The sequence below is a fragment of the Pleomorphomonas sp. NRK KF1 genome (genome assembly GCF_023721755.1).
GTDB lineage: Bacteria > Pseudomonadota > Alphaproteobacteria > Rhizobiales > Pleomorphomonadaceae > Pleomorphomonas.
In genome coordinates this window covers 210,048-236,827 of sequence record NZ_JAMDLH010000007.1, presented here as the reverse complement: position 1 = coordinate 236,827, position 26,780 = coordinate 210,048, and the positions used below count along the sequence as shown (strand labels likewise).

The following is a 26,780-nucleotide window of genomic DNA, read 5'->3' as shown; positions in this document are numbered from 1 at the left end:
GACTCCCCCGATCGCCTCACCTTACCGGCGGCAGAACCACCCGGCTGGCGCGGCAGGCCCGCCTGTCGACCTCCTCGCAGGCGCGAAAGCCAAGGCCGCGCGTCAGGCAGACACGCACCTCCCTGAGACGACGCCCGTCGCAGGTGACGGCGACGCCGCCGGGCCGGAGCCCGGGATTGGCGGCGACGAAAGCCGCCTCCACCTCGGCGGGGGAGACCATGACATAGTTATCGAGCCGCCGAAAGGCGGCCGGAATGCGGACCGCCTCGCGCGCCGCCCGGACCGTCTTGAGATAGTCGGCGGGCGAAAGGCCGGAACAGGATCCGTGCTTGCGCCATTCGTGACGAACGAGGCCGGGCGCCGGCATCAGGTCAGCAACGGCGCGGATCTCCGCCGCATCCGGCGTAAGGCGCGTCGGGCAATCCTCGGGATAGCCGCGCTCGTATTGCGGCCACAGGCCGTGCACCAGGAAACCGTAACGGCGGCCGGTCTCGCATTGGGCGTCATTCCGCGCGCCACCCTCGGCCTCGCAGTAGCTCGGCGACCAGGTGAGCGACAGAACGTAGAAATCGAACCGCCCCGGCGCGTCGCCGGCCAGCGCGGCAACCGGCCACGCGGCCAGCAGGATCAGCAGCCGAACCAGACGGACGATCACTTCAGGACCTGGCAGTCGGCACCGTAGACCCTGTAGGGATCGTGGCCGGACAGGCAGAACTCGACGTTCCAGCCATAGCCGGCAAAGCCCTCGCCCGCCGACACCACGTAGTAGAGCGTCGTCGGGCGCGCCGAGGTGAGCGCGGCACGGGCGGCGCAATAGCGTCGGTCGATGGCGCTGAAGCCTTCGGTCACCAGACGCCGCTCACCCACCCGGTCGAGCACGGCGATGGTGACGCCGTCCTTCCAGGTATGAGCCTCGGCCCAAGCCTGCCGGCTCGACAGGGTGGAGAGAACCGAGGCGTCGTCGCAGCCGGGAAGTTCCCCGGCGGCGGCCATCACGGTGGAGCTTGTAAGCGCGAGCAAGGCAAAGGCAAGGCGCATGATCGATCCTCGGAGGGAAAGCCTGTTCGGAACACTAGCTCATTTCCCGCGAGGTTGGAATCGCGGGCACGGTTGCGGGCTCACCCGTCACGCCATCACCGTGGCGACCGGGCGACGCGGCGAAAGCGGCATGCTCGCCCCATGACCGAAGCGCATGACGATGTCGGGGCGCAGACCGGGTTCTCCGGCCAGCGATGCGAGTTCGGGGCGCAGACGCACCACCTCGACCGGCTGGTTGACGAACGCGTGCCTGAGCCCGAGCAACGTCGCCGTCAGGGCGAAACGCTGGCAGGCTTGGCCAACCTTGACCCAATGGAGAGGGTCGGCCCGATCGCCCAGGAAGATGGCAATCCCAGCCGAGGAATCGATCTGCCTTGCATACTTGTCGTTCTCGGCGGCGGCCGTGACGAACAGGTCGAACGCACGTCGGTCAAGAAAATCCGGCAGGGCCGGGTTGCCGCTTGCCGGCGCATAGAGCCCATCGCCCGTCGCCATGGCACTGCGCGGGCTGAAGCGCAGCCACTGCTTGAGTTCGGCCAGGAAGGCCGGATCCCGCATCTGCGCGTCGTTGCCGGCGACCACGAGGTCCCGGACCTGATCGATCCGCGCCCGGTCGTCGATGAGGACGAGGCGCACGCCCTCCATCTCTCCGGCACGGCGCAAGGCCTCCATCTCCCCGGCGGCAATGGCGCGTCCGTCATAGACGCCGCGTGTCGACTGGCGCTCGGCGATGGCCGCCAGCAGCGGGTCGGGCTGCGGCGCACCCCGCGCGTACGCGTAGCGCGAGCTGCCATCCGGGGCGGTCTCCAGCACGCCGGGCATGCCGGTTGCCGCGCCGGCAATGACCAGATTCTCCGCCGCACAGCCGAGGCTGACGAACAGGTGGTGGTCGTCCGGATCGACCACCGGCGTGGCGCGCGACGGGTCGGGTCGGATTCCGATCTCCGCGTCGGTGACGTGGAAGCGCCATGGTTGCGTGTTGTGGCCGTTGGCGGCGAGCGTCGCCAGACGGACGAGATCGGTGACGCCGGGCCGCGCGACGAGCGCGCGCAAGCCACCGGCATAGCGCGCATAGGCGGCGGCCGAACCGGTCGTCGCGTAAAGCCCTGCCCCGCCAGCGCCGGCCAGCACCGCGAGCCCACCAAGCCCAAGAAGAACGGATCGTCTGTTCATCGCTCAACTCCGCGAGGCTGAACATAGGCCTATTGGATGACGACGGCAGGAAAAACAACCATTCCGCGACGCGTTTTCGCCAAAGCCGAGGCACGTTGCTAACGGAATGGGTCGTACACCAGCTCCCAGAGGTGACCGTCCGGGTCGGCGATGTAGCCCGAATAGCCGCCCCAGAACACCGTCTGCGCCGGTCGGCGCAGAACTGCGCCGGCCGCGAGCGCGTGGGCCATCGCCGCGTCGACGGCGGCTTCGGACGGGTAGCCGTGAGCGAAGGTGATGCCGTCGAAGCCATGACCGTCGTTGGCGACTGCGGCGTCCTTGGCCAACAGCGTCCTTGGAAAGAGCGAAAGCTTCAGATTTTCGAGCGCGTAGATCACGTACTCGTCGTTCGATGCCGGGTCGGCCACGAAGCCAAGGGCGTCGTAGAAGGCGCGGGCACGAGGGAGGTCGGCCACGCCGAAGGTGATGCTCGACACGACTCGGAAGGGCTTCTGATCGTCAGCCATTGGAAGGATCTCCGCCGACACCCGGTTCGGCGCGTCGCGCTTTCGGTTCGGCGGGGGATCATAGCGCGATCTCGAGCGGAGCGGATGCCGCTGCGTTCAAAGAAACTACGTAGATTCAAAGGACTGAGATACTTCCGCGACACAGGAAAATGTTTCTGGACCATGCTGCCCGCCCCTCGCGCCTTCCCGGCAGACGATGTCCGCCGGGAACACGGGTTCGGTTCAGTGCCGCGTCGCGCCGGAATGGGCGCCCCAACGCCTCACGCGGCGCGGATCGAGCCGAGGAAAGTCGTGAGCTCGTGCCGCAGCCGCTCGGCATTCTTGCTGAGCTCGGACGCCGAGGCCAGCACCTGGGTCGCGGCGCTGCTCGACTCGCTGGCGGCCATGGTGACGGACGTGATGTTCTCCGACACCGTGCCCGTTCCGATCGAGGCTTCCTGAACGTTGCGGGCGATCTCCACCGTGGCGGCGTTCTGCCCGTCCACCGCGCCGGTGATCGACTTGGAGATGTCGTTCATGGTTTCGATGGTGGCGCCGATGTCGCGAATGGCCTCCGCCGCCTCGGTCGTCGCCGCCTGGATGGCGCCGATCTGAGCGCCGATCTCGGCCGTGGCCTTGGCGGTCTGGTCGGCGAGCTGCTTGACTTCGGCGGCGACCACGGCGAAGCCCTTGCCGGCCTCGCCGGCGCGCGCCGCCTCGATGGTGGCGTTGAGCGCCAGAAGGTTGGTCTGGCCGGCGATATTGTTGATGAGTTCGACCACCGCGCCGATCTTCTCGGCCGCCGCGGCCAGCCCCTTGACCTTGTCGTTGGTGTGTTCGGCCTCGCTCACCGCCTTGGAGGCGATCTCCGACGACTTTTCCACCTGCCGGGCGATTTCCGACACCGACGACGACAGCTCCTCGGTCGCCGACGCCACCGAGGCGACGTTGGCCGACGCCTGCTCGGCGGCGGCGGCCACCGAGGCCGACTGGTTCTGCGTCGAGTCGGCCAGCGAGGTCAGCGACTTGGCCGACAACTGAAGCTCGGTGGAAGCGGAGGCCACCATGGTCACGATATCGCCCACCGCCTCATCGAAGCGCAGCGCCAGCGCGTTCATGTCCGCCGCGCGGCGCTCCTGTTCGAGGCGCTCCTGATCGGCCCGCTCGGCGCGCAGCCGCTCGGTCTCCTGCATACTGTCGCGGAACACCGCCATGGTCTTGCCGAGCGCGCCGATCTCGTCGTTGCGCTCCGTGTAGGGCGCTTCGATCGAGAACTCGCCCCTCGACAGCGCCATCATGCGGTCGCCGATGACGTCGAGCGGCCGGATGATGCGCCGCTGCACCAGAATGGCGACGCCGATGGCCAGCGCCAGCGCACCGACGAACAGGCCGAGTTTCGTCCACAGCGACAGCGTCGCCTGCCTGTTGACCTCGATGGCCTTGGTTTCGGCGATGGAGAGCGCGACATTGGCGACGTTGAGCAGCGACATCAGCCGAGGCGCGTTATAGGTGCTCCAGCCCAGCGTGTCGGTGTCGGCCGTCTCGCCGGCGATGACCGTCTTGAGCAGCTTGGTCTGCCGCTCGATGGCGCCCGAGCTGAAATACTCCCGATCGGCGGCGGCGACCGCGTCGGCAAAGGCCGGCGGCAGGTCGACGCCCGACGACATGTCCTTGATGGTCGCGAACGCCACCTGGGCGGACGCCATGTGCGTGAAGTAGGTTTCCAGGCCGTTTTCGGGAACGCCGATCGGACCCAGGGCGTTGGCGGTGATGGAGGAGGCGTCGCCGGCGGTGTTGCGCATCACCCAGGCGAGCGCCTTGATGTCGAGCAGCCGGTCGATCAGCCCGTCGGCCAAGCGGACTTCCTCGGCGATCCTGGAAGACGCCGAAGACAGCTGGTCGATCATCGCCGTCGCGGCCTTGGTGTAATCGTCGGCAAGCGATGCCTGGCGGCTGGCCTTGTCCTGCTTGAAAGCGTCGTCGGTCTTGGCCTGAAGCGCCTTGAGCGTGTCGAACGCGCCGCGAAGCGACCCGGCGAGCTTCCCGCCGTCGGGAAGGTCGGCGCCCTGGAGCGTCGCGATGGCCGCCTCGATGGCCGGCATCTCGGCATTCCGGGCATCGCTCAACTGCTTGACGAAACCCTCCAGCCCTTCTTCGGCCTTGATGGCTCTGACGGTGCTGCTTCGATCGATCCTGAGGTTCGGCAGGGCCTGGAACATCTGCGTCGTGGCGCGAGAAACCGTTTCGATGCGAGCCGCCGTCCGGGCGCTCTGCCAAGACGTCCAGGCGCCGATCCCCAACTGGACCAGAATGCCGGCCACGAGCACGGCGATGGTTATTCTCAGAGTGAGGCTGACGGTCAGGCGGTTCATTTCGGCTCCTGCTGCGAATTCTCTCCAGGCTAATAAAAATTTACTTAAGAATGTTTAATCTATCCTTGATAAATATTACCGCGTCATCTTTACCCAGGGTAGCTTGCGCGAAGCCGACGGCTCGACGTCGGACATTCCCCGGCGCCGATCACGGCAGATAGACGATGTTGGTTTCCGGTTCCTCGAACACGTCCGGCTCCCGCGTCGTGACGAACTCCGTTTCGGCCACGCTGTAGAGATTGTGCAGCACTTCATCGACATCCCTGGCGTAGAAGGGTTTCTTGAGGAAGAAGTCCACGCCGATGTGGGCCGCCGCGCGACGGATCGCCTCGTCAGCCTTGCCGGACATCAGCACGACATGCGCATCGCCGGACGAATACAGAATTTCGCCCGCCGCCTCGAGGCCGTCGATGCCCGGCATCTCCACGTCGATGAAGGCGAGATCGAAACCACCGCTCCGAAACTGACGGATGGCGTCGGCGCCGTTGGCCGCTTCCTCGACGTCGAGCTTGAACCGGCTGTGCTTGATGATGCGCTTGACCACCGAGCGCACGGTGGCGCTGTCGTCGACGATCAGCACGCGGCGCGACTGGACCATCTTGACGACGCGCAGCAGCATCATCGCCACTTTCGACTTGTCGAAGGGCTTGGGCAGCAGCGCATAGGCGCCGCGCGCCTTCAGTGCTTCCAGCGTGGCCTGCCGCATGTCGGTGGAGATGGAGACCACGATAGGAGGCCGCCGCCCACCGAGCACGGAATCGAACTTCTTCAGCAGCTCGATGCCGTTGATATGGGGCATGTTGAGATCGAGGAACAGCACGTCGGGCACGCCGCGCAGCAGGAACCGCCCGGCTTCGAGAACGCTTTCGACCTCGAAGACGTGGCAATCCGGCACGATTTCCCGGATCTCGTTCCGCAACTGCGTTCGGACGATCGCGGAGTCGTCCACAATGAGTGCCCTGAGGTTCAGCATCTTCTTTCCTCGGTCGAACCGAACAACCTTGCCACGTCTTGCGCCTCGCCCCCGTCAGGCAGCCGACAGGACGGGCCGACGGCCGCCGTCGCATTCGGCGGCCACTCTCTCGAACACGCGCACCAGATCCGGATCGAGCTTCGCGCCAGCCATCGACAGGAGGATCGAGTAGGCTTCCTCGGCCGGTTTGGGCGGCTTGTAGGCTCGCCTTTCGGTCAGCGCCGCGAAGATGTCGCAGATGGTGATGATGCGGGTAATGTCGTCGATCTCTCCGGCGCGGATGCCCAGCGGGTAGCCGGAGCCGTCGAGATACTCGTGGTGATCGCGGGCGACGCGGGCGATTTCGCCGTTCGTATCCGCATCACGGGAGAGAATGTCGTAACCGTGAACGACATGCCGCTTCATGATCTCCCATTCGGCCGCGTCGAGCGCACCCGGCTTGTCGAGGATCTCCAGCGGGATCATCGCCTTGCCCACGTCGTGGAAGAAGGCGGCGTCGAACAGGCGCCCCGTCTGCCGTTCGCCGGCGCCGAGCGCCCGCGCGAAGGCGAGCGTGTATCCGGAGACGAGCGCGCAGTGCTGCGCCGTGCCGTCGTGATAGTTCTGGATCAGATCGATCCACACCGACATCGGCGACTTGCCGATCAGTTCGTTCATCGCCCGGCGCTGGCGCGCCGACTCTTCGAGGGCCGGCGCCACGGGGTTGGCCCTGAGGCGACCGAACAGGTCGACGACCGCGTCGGCGATGCCGTTCGATACCGACGACCGCAAGGCCGCCGCCTTGGACGCCTGGTAGACCGCGTGCGGATCGACCTGGGCAATCAATGCGACAAGGCTCTTCGCGCTCAGGTCGGTGGTGACGTTGATGAAGGAAAAGCCCGCCTGCTCGAAGGCGACGAAACTGCGCGGATCCATATCGCTGAGGAACAGGATCGTCCGCGCCTTCAAGGGTCCGACGAGATCCGAAAGGCGGGCGGGGACATGGTGATCCGGCCGGTACCTGCCGGCGAACACCAGAATGTCCTGCTTGCCGGCCCTGGCAATCTCGCGCTCACCGGGGGACATTCGGCGCGCCTCGAAACCGTGCGACAGCAAGCCCGCGAGATACACGTCGACCTCCGCCTGGGGCTCGCCCATGAGCTGGATGCCAACACGAGATCGTCCCATCTGACCGCTTCCCGGTAGTGTTTGTGTCGCGCCTGGCTCGCCAAGCCTCCCGGCCGCGCGTCGGACGAAGCGGGCGTGGCGAAGGCAGCAAAGCGTTCTGGATCGTGGCCGCTGTCCGCGGCCTTCAGTTGAACCGCTTGGCCCCGGAAGTCCCGGCGGCCCGGCTGTTCCTGCCAGATGGAGGTGCGCCGCCAAGGCGGAACGCCAACCAGGCCACGCCGTCCGACACGCGAATGGAATTCGCTTCGGCGGACGCGGCTTTCCCCGTTGCCTTACGGCTTGTAATCCTTGCACATTGAGAAACTATTACCGCGTCTCGGCGGAAATCCGGGAGAGAGCCGAGTGTCCTGGCCGATCAGCCGTCTTCGGCTAGTCTCAGAACGCGGCCGCCCGCGCCATCGTCGAGGGCAAGAAGGCGGGTCAGTTCCGGCAGGATGGCCTCGGTTTCGTCCGCCAGCGTGAAGGGCGGGTTGGCGCAGAGCACGCCGGCGCCGGAGAGCGGCCCGTCGCCGCCCGGCTCGCGCACCCATTGTTCGATGGCGACGAGGCGCGGATAGCCGGCCTCGGCCGCCCCTTTCAGGAAGGCGTCGACGGCGGCAATGTCCTTGATCGGATACCAGATCAGCAGGCAGCCGGTGGCGAAGCGCTTGCGGGCGTCATGAACGGCGCGGAGCAGGCGGTCGAACTCGCCGGGTTCCTCGAAGGGCGGATCGATGACCACGACGCCGCGCCGCTCGCGCGGCGGCAACTGGGCGCGGACGGTGACGTAGCCGTCCTCCGAGCCGACGCGCACCCGCCGGTCGCCGGCAAAGAGCGCGGCAAGCGTCGCCGCGTCCTGCGGGTGCAACTCGTTGAAATGGTAGCGATCCTGCAGCCGGCCGAGCGCCGTGGCGATGGCCGGCGAACCGGGATAGACGAGTAGATCGTCGCCGCCGTTGACGGCGCGAAGGGCCGATTGCCAGGGGGCAAGCCAATCGCCAAGCGCCGGCGACAGGCGCGCCGCCCGGATGCGGCCGACGCCGCCCTCCCATTCGCCCGTCCTGAGCGCCTCGTCGGCGGCGAGGTCGTAGAGACCGATGCCGGCGTGGCTGTCGATGACGCGATAGCCGGCGTCCTTGCGGCCGAGATAGGCGAGGATGCGGGCGAGCACGGCGTGCTTCAGCACGTCGGCGAAGTTCCCGGCATGAAAGGCGTGGCGGTAGTTCATGGCGCGAGAGCTAGACCAGGGGCCCGGTCGCCGGCAAGGAAATTCGCCATTGTCGCCGCCAGCCGCACTGCCGCCGCATCTGCCCTCCAGATTTCGGATCGAGCCTTGAATCGGACATGAACGGTTCATGAATGACCAGTTCAGCCCACGCTCAAGGCAAGGGTGAGATAAGGTTGACCATTGAATATCCGGTCGCCCGGATCGACCCAGGAGCAAGAGCCATGTTGAAACCCCTTCTGTCGATTGCCGTGCTCGCCGCCGCGACCATAGCGGCTCCGGCGGTGGCCACGGCGGCACCCGCCCGCGTCACGGCCAACGTCAACCTCCGGGCCGGTCCGGGAACGCAGTATTACCCGATCCTCGTGCTGCCGGCCGGCGCGCCGGTCAACCTTTACGGCTGCCTGCAGGGCTACACCTGGTGCGACGTTTCCTACGGTCGCGAGCGCGGATGGGTGTCGTCGCGCTATCTCTCCACCTTCTACCGCGGCCCGGTCTATCGTCCGCGCCCCTATGCCTCGGTGCCGTTCCTGACCTTCAATTTCGGCTACTGGGACAACCACTATGCCAAGCGGCCGTGGTATCAAGATCGTCCGCGTCCGGGTCGCCCCGGCCCCGACTGGAACCGCGATCGCGACCACCGCGACAGGGATCGGGATCACCGAGACTGGGACCGCTGAACCCGGATAGGCGATCGTGGCTCGCAAAGAGCCACGCCATGATCGAGGATGGAACACGATGAGGATGCGACGTCTGGCCGCGACGCTCTGCCTGGCCTGCCTGATCTCCTCGACGACCGGCGCGCTGGCCGCGCCGGCCGAAGTGCTGGCCGCCGTCAACCTCCGCACCGGGCCGGGCGCGCAGTACTATGCCATCATGGTGCTGCCACCCGGGACGCCGGTCGAGATCTACGGCTGCCTCAACGACGACAACTGGTGCGACGTCGGCTACGGGCGGACAAGAGGCTGGATCGCCTCGCGCTACCTCGGCACCGTCCGCAACTGGTCGCCCGAACGACGCATCCTGCGGCCGCCGGTGCTGACGCCGCCGCCGATCTATCGCGAGCCGCCGGTCTATGCCAACCCGCCACCCGTCTACCGCGAGCCCGAGTGGGGACCGCCGGACGTCTACCAGGGCGAGGTCTACATCGAACCGCCGCCGGGCTACGTCTACCGGCCGCCGGTGGTGGTCGGCCCGCCGATGCCGGCCCTTCCCCAGCCGGACGTCGGCATCTACCCCGAGCAGCCGCGCGCCCAGACCGCGCCACCGGCAAGCGCGCGACCACCGGTCGTCGCCAGCACGCCTCCGGCGACCCAGCCGACCTCACCTCCCGCGACGGTCACCCAGCCGTCGGCAACGCCCCAAGCCGGTACGACCGGTCAGTCGTCCGCCAGCTCCGCCCAGCCGGCAGCACCGACCACGCCGTCGCCGACCGATGCCAAGCCGAAATACGGCAGCGCCGTCGGCAAGCCCGGCGCGCCCTGCAAGTGGGTGAACGGCGTCTGCCGCAACGATTGACGGCCCGCGCCTCAGTCGAAGGCGCGGCCGGCGAGGTGCATCAGCAGGTAGAGATAGAGCTGCGTCGTCTTGCGCAGCCGCTTCGGCAGGAGTTTGCCCGAGGCGCGATCTCGCAGCGCGTCGATTTCGGCGACCGTCACCCGGCGGAAATCGCTCTCGGTCGTCAGCCCGGCGATCTGCTCAGGCGTCGCCTTCCATTTGCGGATCGGGAAGAGATCGTAGACGAAACGGGGATCGTCGGCCGGCGTCAGGTTGCCGTCCGGTCGTTGTTCGGGGTTCCAGCCGCCGATCAGCGGCATGTAGATCCGCTTGGCGTCGGACATCCACGCCGCCAGCCAGGAAAACGTGCTGAGACTGACGACGATGTTCTGCGAATTGCGAATGATCTGGAAATCGCGGATCGGCGTCGTGTGCGGGACGTAGATCGCGTCGGGGAACTCCGCCCGGATCATGTTGCTGTAGTAATCGTCGAACAGCTGGCCCATGAAGACCGGTGTCTTGCCCGTCTCCTCGATGATCGATCGATAATAGGTGAGCGGGATCGGCCCGTAGTCGGCGGACTTGCCGAACAGGATATCCTCGCCGCGGATGTTGATGACGATATGCGCGTCGTCGAAACCCGGTGCGTCTTCCTCTGGGAGAGGCCGGAACAACGCATTGGCGTCCTCGCGCGACAGGAAGCGCCGATAGTCGACCGTAATCGACCGCATCATCACGGAGGTTGCCAGCCCCGACCGACAGAGACGATACACGTGATCGGGTGAAACGGCGCCGCCCCGAACCAGCAACGGCACGTAGGGCTGGCCGACGATGACCGGCTTCGACAGGCGCCACTCCGGCATGTGGTAGCCGAAGACCTCGAAATTGGGCAAATCCTCGGTCAGGCGCTTGGCCACCATCAGCTGCATCATCTGGTTGCCCAGGCGCCCGCTGCCCTGGTCGATGACGAACTTCTTCACGGTCGAACTCTCCCCCGTCTCAACGCTAGCGCCATAAACCACACTTCATCCCGATTGAAAATCGCCGCCCAATCGCCAACAGCTGTCGCCCTGCTGCCATGCTCTGACCGCAGTCAATGTGATAAGCTCTTCGTTCGCTCAGGAACCGACGAGTCTGCTCATGGCACCCCGCAAGCCCGCCTCCGCCCCCGATAACGATCCGGCGCCCGGATTTTCCGAGATGCCGCAGGCGCCGTTCGAGGGAACGCCGATGAAGGGGTCCTTCTCGGACTGGCTGAAGGACGTCTCCGACGAGCCTCCCAAGCCTCAGCCTTTCGAATCTCGCGTGGTCGAGGAAACGGTCGTCAAGCCCGGCAAGCGCAAGGCCAAGGCGGAGCTGACCTCGCGCAAGTCGTCGCGCGGCGGTTCGCTGGGCGGCTCGACCGATCCCAAGGTGCGCGCCGCCGGCGGCCTCAACCCCGTTTCCGGCATGTCCGTGTCGATGGAGGAGGCCCAGGCGCTGCCGCTCGGCGGCGTCACCGCCACGGTCAAGGCGCTGGAAGAGATGATCCAGAAGGGCCGCGACATCTTCCGCGACGGCCAGCCCTGGGTGCCGCACCGGCCGGAGCGGCCGCCCAAGTCGGAAGGCGGCATCACCTTCAAGCTGTCATCAGCCTACGAGCCGAAAGGCGACCAGCCGACCGCCATCGCCGACCTCTTGGCCGGCATCGAGCAGAACGACAAGACGCAGGTGCTTCTGGGCGTCACCGGCTCGGGCAAGACCTTCACGGTGGCCAACATCATCGCCGCCACCAACCGCCCGGCCCTGATCCTCGCGCCGAACAAGACGCTGGCCGCCCAGCTCTATTCCGAGTTCAAGAGCTTCTTCCCCGACAACGCCGTCGAGTATTTCGTTTCCTACTACGACTACTACCAGCCGGAAGCCTACGTTCCGCGCACCGACACCTATATCGAGAAGGAATCGACCATCAACGAGCAGATCGACCGCATGCGCCACTCGGCGACGCGCGCTCTGCTCGAACGCGACGACGTCATCATCGTCGCCTCGGTGTCCTGCATCTACGGTATCGGCTCGGTCGAGACCTACACCGCCATGACCTTCGGCCTCGAAGTCGGCGACCGCATCGACCAGCGGCAGCTCCTGGCCGACCTCGTGGCGCTGCAATACAAGCGCGCCGACGTCGGCTTCGCCCGCGGCACCTTCCGGGTGCGTGGCGACACCATCGAAGTCTTCCCGGCCCACTTGGAGGACCGTGCCTGGCGCATCTCGCTGTTCGGCGACGAGGTGGAGGCGATCACCGAGTTCGATCCGCTGACCGGCCACAAGTCGGCCGACATGAAGTTCGTCAAGATCTACGCCAACTCGCACTATGTGACGCCCAAGCCGACGCTGGCCCAGGCCATCAAGTCGATCAAGGCGGAACTGCGCGACCGCCTGGTCGAACTCAACGCCCACGGCCGTCTTCTGGAAGCGCAGCGCCTCGAACAGCGCTGCACCTTCGACATGGAAATGATGGAGGCCACCGGCGCCTGCGCCGGCATCGAGAACTATTCGCGCTACCTGACGGGCCGCGCGCCCGGCGAGCCGCCGCCGACCCTGTTCGAGTACCTGCCGGACAACGCCCTCGTCTTCATCGACGAGAGCCATGTCACCGTGCCGCAGATCGGCGCCATGTATCGTGGCGACTTCCGCCGCAAGGCGACACTGGCCGAATACGGCTTCCGCCTGCCCTCCTGCATGGACAACCGCCCGCTGCGTTTCGAGGAGTGGGACGCCATGCGGCCGCAGACCGTCTGCGTGTCGGCCACCCCCGGCGGCTGGGAGCTCGACCAGTCGGGCGGCGTGTTCGCCGAGCAGGTGATCCGCCCCACCGGCCTGATCGACCCACCGGTGGAGATCCGTCCGGCCCGCACCCAGGTCGACGACCTCCTCGGCGAAGTACGGCAGGTCACCAACGCCGGCTACCGCACGCTGGTCACCGTGCTGACCAAGCGCATGGCCGAGGACCTCACCGAATACCTGCACGAACAGGGCGTGAAGGTGCGCTACATGCACTCCGATATCGACACGCTGGAGCGCATCGAGATCCTGCGCGACCTGCGCCTCGGCGCCTTCGACGTGCTGGTCGGCATCAACCTGCTGCGCGAGGGCCTCGACATTCCCGAATGCGCCCTGGTCGCCATTCTCGACGCCGACAAGGAAGGCTTCCTGCGGTCGGAAACCTCGCTGGTCCAGACCATCGGCCGCGCCGCCCGTAACGTCGACGGCAAGGTCATCCTCTACGCCGATAACATGACCGGCTCCATGGAGCGGGCCATCGCCGAGACCAACCGCCGCCGCGAAAAGCAGATGGCCTACAACGCCGAGAACGGCATCACGCCGGAAAGTGTCAAGCGTTCGATCGGCGACGTGCTGAACTCGGTCTACGAGCAGGATCACGTCCGCGTCGATACCGGCCTCGCCGAGGAAGGCGAGATGATCGGCCACAACCTCAAGGCCTACATGGCCGACCTGGAAGGGCGGATGCGCAAGGCCGCCGCCGACCTGGAGTTCGAGGAAGCGGCGCGCCTGCGCGACGAACTGAAGCGCCTTCAGGCGGCCGAGCTGACCATTGCCGAAGACCCCATGGCCCGCCAGAGCGACGTCGACGCCGCCGGCGGCGGCTTCGGAGGCGGCAAGAAATACGGCAAGTCCGCCAACACGCCGCCCTCCCGCATTCGCAAGAACAACCTCGACGAAATGACCGTCGGCCGCACCGAGGTGCCGATGGGTAGCGAACCGCCCAAGCGCCCACCGCCGAGCACGGCGGCGGGGACGGTGGCAGGCAAGAAGCGCGGGCGGTGGGGGAAGTAGGCGATCCGCCTCATGCCAACCCGGAACATGTCGAGAGGACGAGAATGGCAGCGAACGCTCCGGACGCAGAGGTCTTTCGCCGTCTTGAACAGAAGCTGCACCGACCGGAGGTTCGGCGCTCGCCGGACGCCGTGCAAGCGTTGCTGGCCGACGAGTTCATCGAGTTCGGCAGCTCGGGTCGGGTCTACGACAAGGCGTCCATCATCAAGGCATTGGCCGAGGAGTCCATGGCCGAGGCAGCTCTCGTCCCGGATGTGCATGATTTCGTCGCTCGCGAGATATCGTCCGACCTCGTGCTCGTGACCTACCGCAGCAGCCGCAATCTCCCTGAGGGAACGGCGGCAAGGACCACGCTGCGCAGCTCGATCTGGAAACGGATCGATGGCCGTTGGCAGATGCTCTTTCATCAGGGAACGATTGTCCCGCCGATCTGAACGGGCAAGCCACATTCAGATCTCGCAAGTTGCGTACAATGACACCATTATGGTATAATTCAGATTATGAACGACAAGCGGAAGCCTTCGCACGATCTGGCCGCGTTCAAACGAGCGGCAAGCTCAGGTGAAGGCTTCTTCGTTACGCGAGTTGCCCTTGTCGGCGCGGCAGGTCTCGGCTTCGACATGGGCGATATCCGCCGGGTGATTGACACCATGGAGGCGCGGCACTTCTACAAGTCTACGACCTCGAACTTCGATCATCGCCAGTGGCAGGATGTCTATCACGTGCCGTCCCCTGCCGGCGTCGTCTATGTGAAGTTCACGGATGGCAAGCTCGCCGCCTTCCACCTCTTGTCGTTCAAGGCGAAGGAATGAAACCCGAGGATAGCGCCATGGACACCATGATTTCTCCCGAGACGGGCCGTCCGCTGACTTTTGAGATCCGGCCGCTGACAATCACCTTCGGCGGTGGCAGCCTGACGGTCGACATGCCCGGCTGGTATGGCGAAGACGAGGACGACGCCATCTTCGACAAGGCTGGTCAGACTGCCTATCACCGGGCGATGACGATCCTGAAGGCGCGCGCCGGCGGGCTGCTGGAGCCATCCGATGTCAGGCGCATCCGCCGCAAGCTGAAGCTCAGCCAGCGCGACGCATCGGCCCGGCTTGGAGGCGGCCCCGCCGCTTTTCAGAAGTACGAAGCCGGTGATGTCCTGGTCAGCCAGGCGATGAGCAACCTTCTGCGTCTGCTTGATCGTGACCCCAGTCTGCTGGACGTCTTGAGCCAAGAAGCCGCGTAAGCGGCGTCCTTACTCCTGCCTCCCCCGCCGCAGTCCCCTCTGCCCCAGCACGATGCTGCCGAAGATCAGGGCGATGCCGAGCCACTGCGCGAGCGACAGGGTCTCGTCCTTGAACAGCCAGCCGAGGGCCACGGCCGTGACCGGGCTCAGGAATCCGAGCTGCGCCACGAGGTTGGGATTGAGGCGGGCGATGCCGCGGAACCAGACGACGTAGGTGAGGCCGGCGCCGATCAGGCCGAGATAGGCGATGCCGATCAGGTTGTCGGTCGTGAAGGCGGCGAGCGCCGGCATGTTTCCGATGAGCGCTGGCAACAGCAGGATGCCGCCCGCCGTCAGTTGCCAGGCGGTGAAGGTGAGCAGCGGCACCGGCGGCTGCCAACGCCGTGTCAGCACGGTGCCGAGCGCCATCGACAAGGCGCCCAACAGCCCCGCCGTGATGCCGATGGCGTCGAGCTCCGCGCTTGGCTGCAGGATCAACAGACCAACACCCAAGGCGCCGCCCACCGCCGCGACGATCGAGACGGACATGATCGGCGTGCCCACGAAGAACCGCGCCAGGAACACCACCACCAGCGGCTGGATCGCGCCCACCGTAGCGGCGACGCCGCCGGGCAGCCGATAGGCGGCGATGAACAACATCCACCAGAAGAGAGAAAAGTTGAGCGCGCCGAGCACGAAGACACGCGGCCACCAGACACCCGCCGGCAGTTGCCGGGTGACCAGCAACAGCAGCAGACCGGCCGGCAAGGCCCGGAGAAGAGAGACCAGCAGCGGATCGAGCCCCGGCAGGAAGGTCACCGTCACGATATAGGTGCTGCCCCAGATGAGCGGCGCCAGGGCGGTGAGCGCGATATCGGACGGCCGGTTCATGATCACTCCAGTTATCTCGACATCAAGATAAATAGCTTCCGGCCGCTGTCAATCGGTGGCGCGATCACACCTGCGGCATGAGCGGCAACAACGGGTCGGATATCCGCGAGACTCGGGGCCGGTTCGGAAATCGGGTAGGCGGGACAACGTGAACATGCCAAGTTCGTGCATCTTCCTCCTCCCGAGTCCCGTCCATGAAATGCCTTGTCGTCGTCGCCCACCCGCTGCCGGACAGCCTCTGCCGTTCGCTGGCCCGCTTTGCCATCGAGCGGCTCGAAGCGGCCGGCCATGAGGTGACGGTGGAGGATCTCTACGGCAACGGTTTCGGCGCCGCGCTTACGGAGGCCGAGCGTCGCAGCTATTACGCCGACGCCTTCGATAGCTCGGCCGTAGCGGGCGAGGCGGCGCGACTCACCGAAGCAGAGGCGCTGGTGCTGGTGTTTCCCACCTGGTGGTACGGATTTCCGGCCATTCTCAAGGGCTGGTTCGACCGCGTCTGGTCGCCGGGCATCGCCTTCGACCATTCCAGCAATTTCGGGCCGATCAAGCCGCGCCTCAAGCTTACACACGTGCTGGCGATCACCACGCTCGGCTCGCCCTGGTGGATCGACACGCTGGTGCTGTGGCAGCCGGTGCGGCGCATCCTGCGCATCGCCATCCTCGGCGCCTGCGCCCGGGGCGTCCGCTTCAACATGCTGTCGCTTCACTCGGCCGAGAAGCCGCCAGCCGAGCGGGTAGTGCGTTTTGAGCGGCGCATCGCCAACGTCCTCGACCGATGGGGCCGGGCCGACGAACGGCCTCCCCTCAGGCTTTGATGGCGGTCTCCGCCGCCCTGTCGCCACGCACCAGCGCCATCGAGACCACGCCGACGACGAGGACGAGCGCCAGCACGTAGAGCCCGGCCCGATAGTCGGCGGTGGCGCTCTTCAGCCAACCCATGACGTAGGGCCCGAAGAAGCCGCCGGTGTTGCCGATCGAGTTGATCAGCGCCACGCCGACCGCCGCGGCAAGGCCACCCATGCGCGCGGTGGTGAAGGCCCAGAACGGCCCGATCACCGACCAGAGCCCGATCAACGCCAGCGACAGTGCGACGAGGGTCCCGACGAGCCCGGTGGCCATGCCGGCGAGAACGCAGCCGACGGATGCCAGGGCGAGCGCGCCGATCACATGCAGCTTTCGCTCGCCGAGACGGTCGGAACTCCAGCCGATCGCCAGCATGCCCAGAATCGCCGCCAGGAACGGTATGGCGTTGTACCAGCCGAGCAGCGACAGGTCCGCGCCGCCGAGGATGTCCTTCAGGATCTGCGGCATCCAGAAAGCGACGCCATACATGCCCAGCACCATGCAGAAATAGACGAGCCCCAGCAGGCCGACAGTCCAGAACAGGTTCGGCCCGAGCCGGTTGAACTGGTGGAGCTCCAGGTATCCGGCTTCCCTGTCCAGCGCGGCCTGGAGAGCCGACTTCTCGGCGCTCGTCAGCCACTTCGCCGCCATCGGCGTGTTCGGCAGCGTCAGGAGAATGGCCGCGCCGAGGATGACCGCCGGCAGGCCTTCGAGGACGAACAGCCATTGCCAGCCGCGCAAGCCCCAGAGGCCGTCCATGCCGAGGAGCCACATCGACAACGGGCTGCCCACCAGCCCGGCCACCGCCGTCGAGGACGCAAGCACCGACAAGGCCCGCGCCCGGTCCTGCGGCAGTAGCCACTGGTTGAGGTAGAGGATGACGCCCGGCAGGAAGCCCGCCTCCGCGATGCCCAGCAGAAAGCGACAGAGATAGAACGTGGCCTCGTTGTGGACGAAGGCCGTCAGGGCGGAGATGACGCCCCAGCTGATCATGATCCGGGAGATCCACAGCTTCGCCCCGACGCGCCGCAGGATGAGGTTGCTCGGCACCTCGAACAGCACGTAGCCGGCAAAGAACAATCCGGCGCCGAGGCCATAGGCGGCCGGCGACAGGCTGAGATCCTCATTGAGCTGCAGGGCGGCGAAGCTGACGTTGATGCGGTCGAGATAGGCGGCCACATAGCCGAGACAAAGCAGCGGCAGGAGCCTCAGGACGATTTTTCTCGAACCGGACCGCATCACGTCTTTCATGTCGTCCCCGCCTTCCGGCGCCAGCCAGTTTGCCTTGTGGAGCGCCGTGCATGCCTCATAGCCATCTTCGCGCCGCCTGCCGAGACCTTTCTCCGCCGGTGCGCTCGCGTCGCTTCGCCTGGAAGATACCGATCGATGCAAGTTGCCCGTTTCCGAATGTGGCCTATATTAGGCGGAAGTGCGTAGCCAGCCGGAAGGGTCCTTCATGCGTAGCGTTCTCGCCGTCCACCCTGCCCATCGCGACGACATCGCCGATCTCGTCACCCGCCGGCCGCTGCCGGGACCGGACGTCGAGCAGGTGGATCCCTTCCTGTTCCTCAACCACCACGGTCCGCAGACCTACCCGCCCGGCAATCGCGGCCTGCCCTTCGGCCCGCACCCCCACCGCGGCTTCGAGACGGTGACCTTCATTCTCGAGGGCAGCCTCTCCCATCTCGACACCGGCGGCCACGAGAGCATCATTGAAGCCGGTGGCGTGCAATGGATGACGGCCGGCTCGGGCCTCGTCCACGCAGAACTGTCGCCCGACGCCTTCAAGCGCGAAGGCGGACCGCTGGAAATCTTGCAGCTCTGGGTGAATCTGCCGCCGTCTCTGAAGATGACCGATCCGCACTACACCGGCGTGCAGCGGGCCGACATTCCCGCCCTGTCGATCGCCGCCGGCAAAGGCACGCTCAACCTGGTCTCCGGCGAATTCGGCGGGGCAACCGGCCCGGTCAAGTCGCTGACGGAGGTCTTCATGTCCTGGGTGGAGCTGAAGGCCGGCGCCAAAGCGGCCCTTCAGGCCGCGAAAGGGCGGCACGTCTTCCTCTATGTCGTCGCCGGCCGAGTCGACGTCGCGGGCACGGCGGTCGACAAGTACCACCTCGTGGAACTCACCGACGATGACGACAGCTTCGTGGTCGGCGCCGCCGACGACGCCGTGCTGCTGTTCGGCCATGCCACGCCGATCGACGCGCCCCTGGTGGCGCACGGCCCCTTCGTCATGAACAGCGAAGACGAGATTCGCCAAGCCTACGCCGACTATCGCGACGGCAAGTTCGGCGACCCGGCCAAGCTGATCAGGGCGGGCTCCTAACCCTTCTCGCCCCACCGCTCGGCCCACGCGTCGTCGTGGGCTTTGGCACCTACAGGAACAGGGCTATCGGTGATACTGTCTTACCGATAGCCGATCGATCGTGGATGCTGCCAATGTCCGAAACCGCCACTCTCTCATCAAAGTTCCAGATTTCCATCCCGAAGGCCGTCCGAAACGCCCGGAAGTGGAAGCCGGGCCAAGAGTTCGCATTTATCCCCAAGGGCTCCGGCGTCCTTCTCGTTCCCGTGCCGAAGATCGAAGACCTCGCCGGTACGCTGGCCGGCGTGGACGTTGAGGATTACCGCGACCGCAACGACCGTTACTGATGCGCGTCGTCGACACATCCGCATGGCTCGAGTACATGAGTGGCTCCACGACAGGGCAACTCATTGCCGCCGAGCTCCCGGGCCGTCATGAGTGGCTGGTTCCGACCATCGTGCAGCTCGAAATGGCGAAATTTCTTCTGCGCACCGCAGGAGAGAGCCTGGCCGAAGACGTGGCCGCCTTCAGCCAGAAGTGCATTGTCGTTCCGCTTGACACCGATATGGCTCTGACAGCCGCCGAAATCGGGCTGCGACACAAGCTGGCAATGGCCGACGCCATCGTGTACGCGACAGCGCAGCTATTCGAGGCTGACCTCCTGACTTGCGATGCGCACTTCAAGGACCTGGATGGCGTCCGATACGTGCCGAAAACGGCCGCTGCGGCAAAAACTGACGAGGCTAGATCCTAACCCTTCTCGCCCCAACGCTCGGCCCGCGCGTCGTCGTGGGCCTTCGCCTCCACCCAGCCGCCTTCGCTGCGGTCGGCCGGGTGCTCCTTCTTCCAGAAGGGGGCGCGGGTCTTGAGGAAGTCCATGATGTAGTCGCAGGCGGCGAAGGCCGCCTCGCGGTGGCTTGACGACACGACGACCAGCACGATGCGTTCGCCCGGCCTGATGCGGCCGCCGCGATGGATGACGGTGACAGCGAGAAGCGGCCAGCGGGCGACGGCCTCGCCTACCACGCGGCCGATCTCCGCCTCGGCCATGCCGGGATAATACTCCAGTTCCAGCGCGGAGAGACGACCACCCTCGTCGCGGCAATAGCCGACGAAGCTGGTGACGGCGCCGACGGCGGGGTCTCCGGCCTGCAGGGCGTCGATCTCGGCGCCGACGTCGAAATCGTCGGGCCCGACGCGGACGGTGATGCGCGGCGTCGCGGCGTCCATGGCGTCAGCCGCCCGTCATCGGCGGGAACAAGGCGATCTCGCGGGCGTTGCCAAGCGGCTCGTCCTGCTCGATGTGCAGTTGGTCGACGGCGACGCGGATCGTCTCGGGCGCCTCGAAGGCATAGGCATAGGCCTCGCCGCGCTCCGACAGCCAACGGACGAGATCGCCCGCCGTCGCCACCGTCTCCGGCAGCGCCAGTCGCTCCTCGGAAAGACCGATACGCTCGCGCACCCAGGCGAAATAGCGGATCAGCACCGGCTCACGGCTCATGGCTCTCCTCCATCAGGTAGACAACGCCGCTGCGGAAGTAGTCGTAGCCCGTGTAGAGCGTGACGAGCGCCGCCGTCCACAGCATGGCGATGCCGAGCTCGGTGATGCCGTTCACCAGCTTGTCGCCGGTCGGCCCGAGCAGCAGGATGCCGATGGCGATCAGTTGCAGCGTCGTCTTCCACTTGGCAAGGCGCGTGACGGGCACGCTGACCTTGAGGTCGGCGAGAAACTCCCTGAGGCCGGAGACGAAGATCTCGCGCATCAGGATGATCACCGCCGCCCACAGCGAGAAACCGCCGATGGTGCCGTGATAGGTGAGCACCAGCAGGCAGACCGACACCAGAAGCTTGTCGGCAATCGGGTCGAGCATACGCCCGAGCGTCGATTGCTGCTTCCACAGGCGGGCCAGATAGCCGTCGAAATAGTCGGTGATCGACGCGGCGGCGAACAGGCCGAAGGCCAACCAGCGCCCCGTGTCGCCTTCCAGATAGAAAGCGGCGACCACCGCCGGAACGGCGACGATGCGGAGATAGGTGAGAATATTGGGCAGGGACCAAACGAATTTCATGGCGCCGACATCTGTTGATCCGCCAATGACATTGCACGATGCCATCCCGAGGGCAAGGGTCGGAGCGAGGAAGAAACGCGCCCGCCGAGAGTTCGGCGATCACCGTGGCGTGAAGCCATCACACGCGCATGCGTCCCTTGAATGACGGCCGCTCCGGCGCTTGAAAAGAAACCGACCATCCGGTATCTTTTCAATCGCTTTCAGGAGCCAATAATGAATCCACCGCTCGCCGCCTACGGCTTTCTCGCGCTTGCCATCGTCTCGGAAGTGACGGGCTCTTCGCTACTTCAGAAGAGCGAGCAGTTCTCCAAGGCGCTGCCCACGATCGGCATGGCCATCTGTTTCACCGCCGCCTTCTTCTTCCTGTCGCAGGCGCTGAAGGTGATCCCGCTCGCCATCGCCTATGCGATCTGGAGCGGTGTCGGCATCGTGCTGACCGCCGCCGTCGGCGTTCTCGTCTTCCGTCAGGCCCTCGACCTCTGGGCAATGGTCGGCATGAGCCTGATTGTGCTAGGGGCCATCGTCCTCAACACCATGTCGCGAAGCGCAGTTCACTGAGATGAAAAAGGAGTATCCGGAAACAGGCTACCGGCGAAGAAAGCAGCCGGAGCTCGTGCACCGTGCCCTCCTCGATCACGCAGCAAAACTGGCTGTCGAACAGGGGCTTGCCGCCGTTACCATGCAGTCCGTCGCCGACGCGGCCGGCGTCACCAAGGGCGGCCTGCTCCATCACTTCCCGAACAAGCAGGCCCTGATCGACGCGGTCTTCAACGACCTGCTGGAAGAACTCGACCGCCAACTGGACGAAAAGATCGGCGCCGATCCGATCCCCCAAGGCGCCTTCACACGAGCCTATCTCGACTCGGTCTTCGATCTAGAACCGGAGACAGGTGGCGCCGCCTGGGCGGCGATCGCCATCTCCATGCTGACCGACCCGCACCTCCGCGAACGTTGGGCGAACTGGGTGCAGGGCCGATCGGACCGACATCGGACCACCGACGGCACGGTCGCACTTGCCGCCATCCGCCTCGCGGCGGACGGCGTATGGCTGGCCGACCTGACCAGCGTCAATGTCGAGGAACGGGCCGAGCTTCGCGACTTCCTCTTGCGGCAAACGCTGGTCGAAGAGGCCTGAGCGCAAGGGGGCGACCAGCCACCCCGTTACGCCCGGACAATCGGAGCGTCAGCGATCGGAGAACGACCGCCAACCCCGCCCCCTTCAGAACACCTTGCGAAGCCGCTGGTCGAGCGAAAGCCAGCCCCCGCCGAACGCCGCGAACAGAAACGTCGCGCCCGCCCAGAACAGCGAGGCCTGCTCCGCCTTCGTCTGAACGGTCTCCAAGAAGGCCTTGCCTCCGTCCGCCAGACGAGCGATCGCCGGCGGCGTGAAGAGATCGCCTCCGGCCTTCAACGCGTCGATGCCGGCCGAGGTCAGAAAGGTCTCGCCATAAGGATGGGCAAAGTGAAACCACAGGGTGACGGCCAGCATTACGCCATTGGCCAGAGCCGCCGCCCGGGTGAACAATCCGATGGCGATCAAAATCCCGCCGAAGAACTGCAACGCAGCCAACACCGGCGACCACACCCAACCGGGATGAAAGCCGATGCCCTCGACGAAGCCGACCTGGGCCAGCGGCGCGGCAATCTTCGGCCACCCCTCGACAGCCAGTGTCAGGCCAACGGCAATCCGAAGCGCCACAAAGGCCAACGGCTGGGCAACCCTCTGGTAAAACGGCCCGAGCGCCGGGATGATGAGGCGGTCGCGGTCTGTATCGGTCGGATGAGGCATGATCAATCTCCATTGCCGTTCAGGGCATGTGGACAGCCTGAACTCACGCCAGATCGACCTCTGTGATTCATGTCAATTAATATGAGCTATAATATCATCTTTTTCAGAACAGACTGTTCATAGAACGGAGACAATCGTCGCAGGAGTGCGAGACGAACACCGATTGCTTCCGGCGGAAAGCCGGATCAAGCTGCGGCAACCAACCGCCACCGCGAGGCGCCATGATCGTACCCAAGCCTCGACGCCCCTTCGTTCTCCGAGGACTGCATGCCCTCAAGATAAGGCCGCGTCTGTTGACCAGCATTGCCGTCGGCATCGCCGCCGGCATCGCCTCGTCAACCGTCTTCACCGGCCAGAGCCGCCTGCTGGTCGGCTGGGACGCCGGCGTCGCCCTCTATCTTGCATCCACCTGGACGATGATGATCCGATCCGACGTCCATGAGCTGCGGCGCCGGGCCGCCCAGCACGACGAGGGCGAATGGACGATCATTCTCCTGTCGATGGCGGCGACGCTGTCGAGCCTCGTCGCCATCGGCGCCGAGCTCCTGCAGGCCGGCGCCGGCGATCCCTTCCGCTTCTGGCGGGCGGGAATCGCCGCCCTCACCATCGTGATGAGCTGGCTGTTCGTCCACACGATCATGGCCCTGCACTATGCCCATGACTACTATCTGCGCGAGGGGTATCTCAGGGAAAAGCCGGGCCTGATCTTCCCCGACCGCATTGAGGAACCCGGCTACTGGGACTTCGCCTATTTCGCCTTCACCATCGGCGTCGCCGCCCAGACGGCCGACGTCGCCATCGCCTCGCCGCGCATCCGCCGCGTGGCGCTCGCCCACTCGGTGCTGGCCTTCTTCTTCAACACCGCCATCCTGGCCCTGGCGATCAACGTGGGCGCCAGCCTGCTGTAGGTGCCGCTCCTCTCTCTCCGAACAGCAACGGGCAATCAGTACTGGGCGGTCGGCGCCGGACGCCTGTCGGTCCACTCCGGCGGCGCGCCGACCTTGCCGGCAACGACGCCGGCCAGCCCAGGCGCCCGGCCGAATGCGTCGCAGGCCGGATACTTGGGCTTGCCTCCGAACCAGGACTGCAGCCGCTGCCCCGACGGCAGCGACAGGTCCAGTCCCTCGGGTTCCTTGCCGAGCACCAGCAGTCGCGCAAACTCGTTGCTGAAACTGGCGGCCATGCCATAGGCGTCGCCGACCTCGGAAACCAAGGGATTGTCCTGGATGGAGTTGGCGCCGCGCGCCCAGACGATTGCGGCGCGCTGCACCCCCGCCTTGTCCAGCGCTTCGGCTTCGACGGCAAGTCCACCCAGCCCGATCGGAAGGCGCGGAATGCCCACGGGCAGGACGAAGCCGGTTCCAAGCGAGACCACGGCCGAAACCCCGGCCATCGCCTTGTTGGTCGGCACGACGTCGGTGACCACGGCCCGCACCGTCAGGTCGGCCGGTTGTCCGGTCGGCACCATCTGGTACCTGTCGCTGAGGGCGACACACAGCGCACGATCGATGGCGTTGGTCACCAGGGTTCGATCCGCCGGGTCCGCAATTCGCGGCAATGCACCGAAGGCAAAAACCGTCGGCACGATCCGGGCCTTCTGCAACGGGGCGAGGCCGTTGCCGTCCACATAGACCCGTGCCTTCGACAGGCTTCCCTTCGGCTCGCCAAGCCTGTCGTAGGACGACAGCGTGCCCGCTTGTTTCAAGGGAACGGAAGCGCAGCCTGCGATCAACAGCATCAGCGGCAGGGCCAGACCAAAAGCCTTCAGACCTATCATCGGAAACTCCGGGCAACGCCAGACCGCCACGCTCGCGATTCGCAGACAGCCGACTTTCTTGTGCCCGGATTCTCTCGGTGGCGATAGCCGAAGCGCCGCCGACCCTTACCCTTTCCGGAAATAGTCGTGGATGGCCTTGGCGGTGGCGGCTGAGATGCCGGGCACCTTTTCGAGATCGGTGAGCGCCGCACGCTCGATTTCCTTCAGCGTGCCGAAATGGTTGAGCAGCGCCCGCTTGCGCGTCGGGCCGACGCCGGGGATCTCCTGCAGGCCGCCCTCGGAAATCTGCTTGGAGCGCCTGACGGCATGGCTGCCGTTGGCGAAGCGGTGCGCCTCGTCGCGCATGCGCTGGATGAAGTAGAGCACCGGGTCGCGGGTCGGCAGCATGAAATCCGGCCGGCCCGGCACGAAGAAGCGCTCGCGGCCGGCGTCGCGGTCCGGCCCCTTGGCGACGCCCACCAAGGGGATGTCGGTGATGCCGAGTTCGTCGATGATCGATTTCACCGCCGACAATTGACCGGCGCCGCCGTCGATCAGCACCAGGTCCGGCCATGGCCCGAAGCCGTCCTCGTCGCGCGGCGCCTCGGCGCGGCTGCCATGCTCCTTGACCAGGCGGGAGAAGCGCCGCTCCATCACCTCGCGCATCATGCCGAAGTCGTCGCCCGGCGTGATGTCGGTCGAGCGGATGTTGAACTTGCGATACTGGTTCTTCACGAAGCCGCCCGGGCCGGCGACGATCATGCCGCCCACCGGGTTGGAGCCCATGATATGGGCGTTGTCGTAGACCTCGATGCGCTTCGGCGTCTCGGCAAGACCGAACACCCGGCCGACCCCTTCCAAGAGCTTCAGCTGACTCGACGTGTCGGCCATGCGGCGGGCCAGCGCCTCGCGGGCGTTCTGCACCGCCTGCTCGACGACCTCTTTCTTCTCGCCGCGCTGCGGCCTGAGAACCTCGACGCGCCGGCCGGCCTTCTCTGTGAGCGCCTCGGTCATCAGCGCCATGTCCTCGAAGGCATGGCTGACCAGGATCAGCGATGGGCATGGCTTGTCGTCGTAGAACTGGGCGATGAACGAAGACAGCGCCTCGCCGGCCTCGGTGCCGCCGGCCTTGGGGAAGAAGGCGTGGTTGCCCCAGTTCTGGCCGGTGCGGAAGAAGAACACCTCGACGCAGGTCTGCCCGCCCTCCTGATGGACGGCGAACACGTCGGCCTCCTCGATGCCTTGCGGATTGATGCCCTGCCGGCTCTGCACGTGGGATAGCGCGGCGAGGCGATCACGGCAGCGGGCGGCTCGCTCGAAATCGAGGTTCTCGGACGCCGCGTGCATCTCGATCGCCAGCTGCTCCTTGATCTGGCGGCTCTTGCCGGAGAGGAAATCCTTGGCCTCGCCCACGAGCCGGGCATAGCCGACGGCGTCGATCTCGCCGGTGCAGGGCGCCGAGCAACGCTTGATCTGGTAGAGCATGCAGGGGCGCGTCCGCGTCTCGAACTCGCCGTCCGAGCAGGTGCGGATCAGGAAGGCCTTCTGCATGGCGTTGATGGTGGCCGTCACCGCCGATGCCGAGGCGAAGGGGCCGAAGAAGCTGCCCTTGCGCGAGCGGGCGCCGCGATGCTTGACGAGCTGCGGCGCCACGTGATCGCCGGTGATCAGGATATAAGGGAAGCTCTTGTCGTCGCGCAAGAGCACGTTGAAGCGCGGCCGGAGCTGCTTGATCAGGTTGGCTTCGAGAAGCAGCGCTTCCGTCTCGGTCTTGGTGACGACGAATTCCATCGCCGCCGTCGCCTGCACCATGCGGATGATGCGGGTCGGCAGCTGGCCGAGCCGGGTGTAGTTGGTCACCCGCTTCTTGAGGCTCTTCGCCTTGCCGACGTAGAGCACGTCGCCCGACGGCGACAGCATGCGATAGACGCCGGGGCTGTTGGGCAACAGGCGCACCATGGCCTGCACCACCTCGACGCCGCGCCGGGTCTCCGCCGTCGACAGATCGATCTCGCCCCCCTCTTCCTCCACCGCGTCCTCGAGCTCGGGCAGCTCGGCGGTCGGGGCGTCGTCGGCGTCGGTATCGGCAGTGAAATCGGGATCGTCTGTCATGGTCTCTGGGATTCGTGACGGGGCGGCTCTCTATCATATCAGCGACCGCTGCG

30 protein-coding genes are annotated in these 26,780 nt (G+C 65.9%); 13 read left to right on the top strand and 17 right to left on the bottom strand.

Annotation, left to right across the window (positions count from 1 at the left end):
- Positions 1 to 16 precede the first annotated feature (16 nt).
- The 8 genes from M4J39_RS17930 to M4J39_RS17895 form a co-directional block, all read right to left on the bottom strand.
- A complete protein-coding gene (locus M4J39_RS17930; RefSeq protein WP_371875476.1) occupies positions 17 to 655 on the bottom strand; it encodes a ribonuclease T in 639 nt (212 codons plus the stop codon).
- On the bottom strand, positions 652 to 1,038 hold the full coding sequence (locus tag M4J39_RS17925) for a hypothetical protein (protein WP_251729800.1): 387 nt from the start codon (positions 1,036 to 1,038) through the stop codon (positions 652 to 654). Before M4J39_RS17925 ends, M4J39_RS17930 begins: the two co-directional genes overlap by 4 nt.
- A gap of 87 nt (positions 1,039 to 1,125) precedes the next feature.
- Positions 1,126 to 2,211, bottom strand: a complete 1,086-nt coding sequence (locus M4J39_RS17920) for a nitroreductase family protein (protein ID WP_251729799.1) — start codon at positions 2,209 to 2,211, stop codon at positions 1,126 to 1,128.
- A gap of 98 nt (positions 2,212 to 2,309) precedes the next feature.
- Complete coding sequence (locus tag M4J39_RS17915; RefSeq protein WP_251729797.1) at positions 2,310 to 2,717, bottom strand: VOC family protein; 408 nt, start codon at positions 2,715 to 2,717, stop codon at positions 2,310 to 2,312.
- Between the two features lie 260 nt (positions 2,718 to 2,977).
- Positions 2,978 to 5,068 carry a methyl-accepting chemotaxis protein gene (locus M4J39_RS17910; protein ID WP_251729796.1) on the bottom strand — a complete coding sequence of 697 codons (2,091 nt, stop codon included), beginning with the start codon at positions 5,066 to 5,068 and terminating at the stop codon, positions 2,978 to 2,980.
- A 148-nt stretch (positions 5,069 to 5,216) separates the two neighbouring features.
- Positions 5,217 to 6,041, bottom strand: coding sequence for a response regulator (locus M4J39_RS17905; protein ID WP_251729795.1), 825 nt, complete (start codon positions 6,039 to 6,041; stop codon positions 5,217 to 5,219).
- Positions 6,042 to 6,095: 54 nt separating this feature from the next.
- A complete protein-coding gene (locus tag M4J39_RS17900) occupies positions 6,096 to 7,208 on the bottom strand; it encodes an HD-GYP domain-containing protein (RefSeq protein WP_251729794.1) in 1,113 nt (370 codons plus the stop codon).
- Between the two features lie 355 nt (positions 7,209 to 7,563).
- Positions 7,564 to 8,415: a 23S rRNA (adenine(2030)-N(6))-methyltransferase RlmJ gene (locus tag M4J39_RS17895; RefSeq protein WP_251729793.1), complete on the bottom strand. Its 852-nt coding sequence runs from the start codon at positions 8,413 to 8,415 to the stop codon at positions 7,564 to 7,566.
- 221 nt (positions 8,416 to 8,636) lie between these two features.
- Between M4J39_RS17895 and M4J39_RS17890 the strand changes: the two genes are divergently transcribed.
- Positions 8,637 to 9,092 carry an SH3 domain-containing protein gene (locus tag M4J39_RS17890; protein ID WP_251729792.1) on the top strand — a complete coding sequence of 152 codons (456 nt, stop codon included), beginning with the start codon at positions 8,637 to 8,639 and terminating at the stop codon, positions 9,090 to 9,092.
- A 58-nt stretch (positions 9,093 to 9,150) separates the two neighbouring features.
- Entirely contained in the window at positions 9,151 to 9,930 is a 780-nt protein-coding gene (locus M4J39_RS17885; RefSeq protein WP_251729790.1) for an SH3 domain-containing protein, read from the top strand.
- Positions 9,931 to 9,941: 11 nt separating this feature from the next.
- Here M4J39_RS17885 and M4J39_RS17880 read toward each other — a convergent pair whose 3' ends face one another.
- Entirely contained in the window at positions 9,942 to 10,889 is a 948-nt protein-coding gene (locus M4J39_RS17880; protein ID WP_251729789.1) for a hypothetical protein, read from the bottom strand.
- 160 nt (positions 10,890 to 11,049) lie between these two features.
- Here M4J39_RS17880 and uvrB point away from each other — a divergent pair, with 160 nt between their 5' ends.
- From uvrB to M4J39_RS17860, 4 genes are all read left to right on the top strand, one after another.
- Positions 11,050 to 13,743, top strand: coding sequence for an excinuclease ABC subunit UvrB (uvrB, locus tag M4J39_RS17875; protein ID WP_251729788.1), 2,694 nt, complete (start codon positions 11,050 to 11,052; stop codon positions 13,741 to 13,743).
- Between the two features lie 44 nt (positions 13,744 to 13,787).
- Positions 13,788 to 14,177: a DUF4440 domain-containing protein gene (locus M4J39_RS17870; RefSeq protein WP_251729786.1), complete on the top strand. Its 390-nt coding sequence runs from the start codon at positions 13,788 to 13,790 to the stop codon at positions 14,175 to 14,177.
- A 66-nt stretch (positions 14,178 to 14,243) separates the two neighbouring features.
- Positions 14,244 to 14,555, top strand: a complete 312-nt coding sequence (locus tag M4J39_RS17865) for a type II toxin-antitoxin system MqsR family toxin (protein WP_251729785.1) — start codon at positions 14,244 to 14,246, stop codon at positions 14,553 to 14,555.
- 17 nt (positions 14,556 to 14,572) lie between these two features.
- Entirely contained in the window at positions 14,573 to 14,980 is a 408-nt protein-coding gene (locus M4J39_RS17860) for a type II toxin-antitoxin system MqsA family antitoxin (RefSeq protein WP_251729783.1), read from the top strand.
- A 9-nt stretch (positions 14,981 to 14,989) separates the two neighbouring features.
- On the opposite strand, the gene M4J39_RS17855 is transcribed toward M4J39_RS17860, so the two are convergent.
- Positions 14,990 to 15,853, bottom strand: coding sequence for a DMT family transporter (locus M4J39_RS17855; RefSeq protein ID WP_371875480.1), 864 nt, complete (start codon positions 15,851 to 15,853; stop codon positions 14,990 to 14,992).
- A gap of 191 nt (positions 15,854 to 16,044) precedes the next feature.
- On the opposite strand from M4J39_RS17855, the gene M4J39_RS17850 reads away from it, so the two are divergent.
- Entirely contained in the window at positions 16,045 to 16,665 is a 621-nt protein-coding gene (locus M4J39_RS17850) for an NAD(P)H-dependent oxidoreductase (protein WP_251729780.1), read from the top strand.
- Here M4J39_RS17850 and M4J39_RS17845 read toward each other — a convergent pair.
- Complete coding sequence (locus M4J39_RS17845; RefSeq protein ID WP_251729778.1) at positions 16,655 to 17,944, bottom strand: MFS transporter; 1,290 nt, start codon at positions 17,942 to 17,944, stop codon at positions 16,655 to 16,657. The two genes, M4J39_RS17850 and M4J39_RS17845, sit on opposite strands and share 11 nt — an antisense overlap.
- 205 nt (positions 17,945 to 18,149) lie before the next feature.
- Here M4J39_RS17845 and M4J39_RS17840 point away from each other — a divergent pair, with 205 nt between their 5' ends.
- The 3 genes from M4J39_RS17840 (at position 18,150) to M4J39_RS17830 (ending at position 19,755) form a co-directional block, all read left to right on the top strand.
- Entirely contained in the window at positions 18,150 to 19,022 is an 873-nt protein-coding gene (locus tag M4J39_RS17840) for a pirin family protein (RefSeq protein ID WP_251729777.1), read from the top strand.
- A gap of 113 nt (positions 19,023 to 19,135) precedes the next feature.
- Positions 19,136 to 19,348, top strand: coding sequence for an AbrB/MazE/SpoVT family DNA-binding domain-containing protein (locus tag M4J39_RS17835; RefSeq protein WP_251729775.1), 213 nt, complete (start codon positions 19,136 to 19,138; stop codon positions 19,346 to 19,348).
- A complete protein-coding gene (locus M4J39_RS17830; protein ID WP_251729773.1) occupies positions 19,348 to 19,755 on the top strand; it encodes a type II toxin-antitoxin system VapC family toxin in 408 nt (135 codons plus the stop codon). The genes M4J39_RS17835 and M4J39_RS17830 overlap by 1 nt, the downstream gene beginning before the upstream one ends.
- On the opposite strand, the gene M4J39_RS17825 is transcribed toward M4J39_RS17830, so the two are convergent.
- The 3 genes from M4J39_RS17825 to pgsA are packed head-to-tail and all read right to left on the bottom strand — an operon-like array spanning position 19,752 to position 21,070.
- Positions 19,752 to 20,231 carry a molybdenum cofactor biosynthesis protein MoaE gene (locus M4J39_RS17825; RefSeq protein ID WP_251729772.1) on the bottom strand — a complete coding sequence of 160 codons (480 nt, stop codon included), beginning with the start codon at positions 20,229 to 20,231 and terminating at the stop codon, positions 19,752 to 19,754. The genes M4J39_RS17830 and M4J39_RS17825 overlap by 4 nt on opposite strands.
- Before the next feature lie 4 nt (positions 20,232 to 20,235).
- A complete protein-coding gene (gene moaD / locus M4J39_RS17820) occupies positions 20,236 to 20,487 on the bottom strand; it encodes a molybdopterin converting factor subunit 1 (RefSeq protein ID WP_251729948.1) in 252 nt (83 codons plus the stop codon).
- Between the two features lie 4 nt (positions 20,488 to 20,491).
- Positions 20,492 to 21,070 carry a CDP-diacylglycerol--glycerol-3-phosphate 3-phosphatidyltransferase gene (gene pgsA, locus M4J39_RS17815; protein WP_251729771.1) on the bottom strand — a complete coding sequence of 193 codons (579 nt, stop codon included), beginning with the start codon at positions 21,068 to 21,070 and terminating at the stop codon, positions 20,492 to 20,494.
- A gap of 213 nt (positions 21,071 to 21,283) precedes the next feature.
- Between pgsA and M4J39_RS17810 the strand changes: the two genes are divergently transcribed.
- Both M4J39_RS17810 and M4J39_RS17805 read left to right on the top strand, forming a co-directional pair.
- Positions 21,284 to 21,628, top strand: a complete 345-nt coding sequence (locus tag M4J39_RS17810) for a multidrug efflux SMR transporter (RefSeq protein WP_251729770.1) — start codon at positions 21,284 to 21,286, stop codon at positions 21,626 to 21,628.
- A gap of 55 nt (positions 21,629 to 21,683) precedes the next feature.
- Positions 21,684 to 22,205 (top strand): TetR family transcriptional regulator, encoded by a 522-nt coding sequence (locus M4J39_RS17805; protein ID WP_251729769.1) that lies wholly within the window; start codon positions 21,684 to 21,686, stop codon positions 22,203 to 22,205.
- An 84-nt stretch (positions 22,206 to 22,289) separates the two neighbouring features.
- On the opposite strand, the gene M4J39_RS17800 is transcribed toward M4J39_RS17805, so the two are convergent.
- Complete coding sequence (locus M4J39_RS17800) at positions 22,290 to 22,859, bottom strand: DoxX family protein (RefSeq protein ID WP_251729768.1); 570 nt, start codon at positions 22,857 to 22,859, stop codon at positions 22,290 to 22,292.
- A gap of 221 nt (positions 22,860 to 23,080) precedes the next feature.
- Here M4J39_RS17800 and M4J39_RS17795 point away from each other — a divergent pair, with 221 nt between their 5' ends.
- Complete coding sequence (locus M4J39_RS17795; protein ID WP_251729766.1) at positions 23,081 to 23,767, top strand: DUF1345 domain-containing protein; 687 nt, start codon at positions 23,081 to 23,083, stop codon at positions 23,765 to 23,767.
- Between the two features lie 35 nt (positions 23,768 to 23,802).
- Here M4J39_RS17795 and M4J39_RS17790 read toward each other — a convergent pair whose 3' ends face one another.
- Together M4J39_RS17790 and uvrC are read right to left on the bottom strand one after the other, a co-directional pair.
- A complete protein-coding gene (locus M4J39_RS17790; RefSeq protein ID WP_251729765.1) occupies positions 23,803 to 24,636 on the bottom strand; it encodes a DUF3313 domain-containing protein in 834 nt (277 codons plus the stop codon).
- 105 nt (positions 24,637 to 24,741) lie between these two features.
- Positions 24,742 to 26,727 carry an excinuclease ABC subunit UvrC gene (gene uvrC / locus M4J39_RS17785; protein ID WP_251729764.1) on the bottom strand — a complete coding sequence of 662 codons (1,986 nt, stop codon included), beginning with the start codon at positions 26,725 to 26,727 and terminating at the stop codon, positions 24,742 to 24,744.
- Positions 26,728 to 26,780: the final 53 nt, after the last annotated feature.

Excerpts from the sequence above, each read along its gene's own strand:
- M4J39_RS17925 (WP_251729800.1), bottom strand. The coding sequence starts at position 1,038 with ATGCGCCTTGCCTTTGCCTTGCTCGCGCTTACAAGCTCCACCGTGATG.
- M4J39_RS17920 (WP_251729799.1), bottom strand. The coding sequence starts at position 2,211 with ATGAACAGACGATCCGTTCTTCTTGGGCTTGGTGGGCTCGCGGTGCTG.
- M4J39_RS17915 (WP_251729797.1), bottom strand. The coding sequence starts at position 2,717 with ATGGCTGACGATCAGAAGCCCTTCCGAGTCGTGTCGAGCATCACCTTC.
- M4J39_RS17910 (WP_251729796.1), bottom strand. The coding sequence starts at position 5,068 with ATGAACCGCCTGACCGTCAGCCTCACTCTGAGAATAACCATCGCCGTG.
- M4J39_RS17905 (WP_251729795.1), bottom strand. The coding sequence starts at position 6,041 with ATGCTGAACCTCAGGGCACTCATTGTGGACGACTCCGCGATCGTCCGA.
- M4J39_RS17900 (WP_251729794.1), bottom strand. The coding sequence starts at position 7,208 with ATGGGACGATCTCGTGTTGGCATCCAGCTCATGGGCGAGCCCCAGGCG.
- M4J39_RS17895 (WP_251729793.1), bottom strand. The coding sequence starts at position 8,415 with ATGAACTACCGCCACGCCTTTCATGCCGGGAACTTCGCCGACGTGCTG.
- M4J39_RS17890 (WP_251729792.1), top strand. The coding sequence starts at position 8,637 with ATGTTGAAACCCCTTCTGTCGATTGCCGTGCTCGCCGCCGCGACCATA.
- M4J39_RS17885 (WP_251729790.1), top strand. The coding sequence starts at position 9,151 with ATGAGGATGCGACGTCTGGCCGCGACGCTCTGCCTGGCCTGCCTGATC.
- uvrB (WP_251729788.1), top strand. The coding sequence starts at position 11,050 with ATGGCACCCCGCAAGCCCGCCTCCGCCCCCGATAACGATCCGGCGCCC.
- M4J39_RS17870 (WP_251729786.1), top strand. The coding sequence starts at position 13,788 with ATGGCAGCGAACGCTCCGGACGCAGAGGTCTTTCGCCGTCTTGAACAG.
- M4J39_RS17865 (WP_251729785.1), top strand. The coding sequence starts at position 14,244 with ATGAACGACAAGCGGAAGCCTTCGCACGATCTGGCCGCGTTCAAACGA.
- M4J39_RS17860 (WP_251729783.1), top strand. The coding sequence starts at position 14,573 with ATGGACACCATGATTTCTCCCGAGACGGGCCGTCCGCTGACTTTTGAG.
- M4J39_RS17850 (WP_251729780.1), top strand. The coding sequence starts at position 16,045 with ATGAAATGCCTTGTCGTCGTCGCCCACCCGCTGCCGGACAGCCTCTGC.
- M4J39_RS17845 (WP_251729778.1), bottom strand. The coding sequence starts at position 17,944 with ATGAAAGACGTGATGCGGTCCGGTTCGAGAAAAATCGTCCTGAGGCTC.
- M4J39_RS17840 (WP_251729777.1), top strand. The coding sequence starts at position 18,150 with ATGCGTAGCGTTCTCGCCGTCCACCCTGCCCATCGCGACGACATCGCC.
- M4J39_RS17835 (WP_251729775.1), top strand. The coding sequence starts at position 19,136 with ATGTCCGAAACCGCCACTCTCTCATCAAAGTTCCAGATTTCCATCCCG.
- M4J39_RS17830 (WP_251729773.1), top strand. The coding sequence starts at position 19,348 with ATGCGCGTCGTCGACACATCCGCATGGCTCGAGTACATGAGTGGCTCC.
- M4J39_RS17825 (WP_251729772.1), bottom strand. The coding sequence starts at position 20,231 with ATGGACGCCGCGACGCCGCGCATCACCGTCCGCGTCGGGCCCGACGAT.
- pgsA (WP_251729771.1), bottom strand. The coding sequence starts at position 21,070 with ATGAAATTCGTTTGGTCCCTGCCCAATATTCTCACCTATCTCCGCATC.
- M4J39_RS17810 (WP_251729770.1), top strand. The coding sequence starts at position 21,284 with ATGAATCCACCGCTCGCCGCCTACGGCTTTCTCGCGCTTGCCATCGTC.
- M4J39_RS17800 (WP_251729768.1), bottom strand. The coding sequence starts at position 22,859 with ATGCCTCATCCGACCGATACAGACCGCGACCGCCTCATCATCCCGGCG.
- M4J39_RS17795 (WP_251729766.1), top strand. The coding sequence starts at position 23,081 with ATGATCGTACCCAAGCCTCGACGCCCCTTCGTTCTCCGAGGACTGCAT.
- M4J39_RS17790 (WP_251729765.1), bottom strand. The coding sequence starts at position 24,636 with ATGATAGGTCTGAAGGCTTTTGGTCTGGCCCTGCCGCTGATGCTGTTG.
- uvrC (WP_251729764.1), bottom strand. The coding sequence starts at position 26,727 with ATGACAGACGATCCCGATTTCACTGCCGATACCGACGCCGACGACGCC.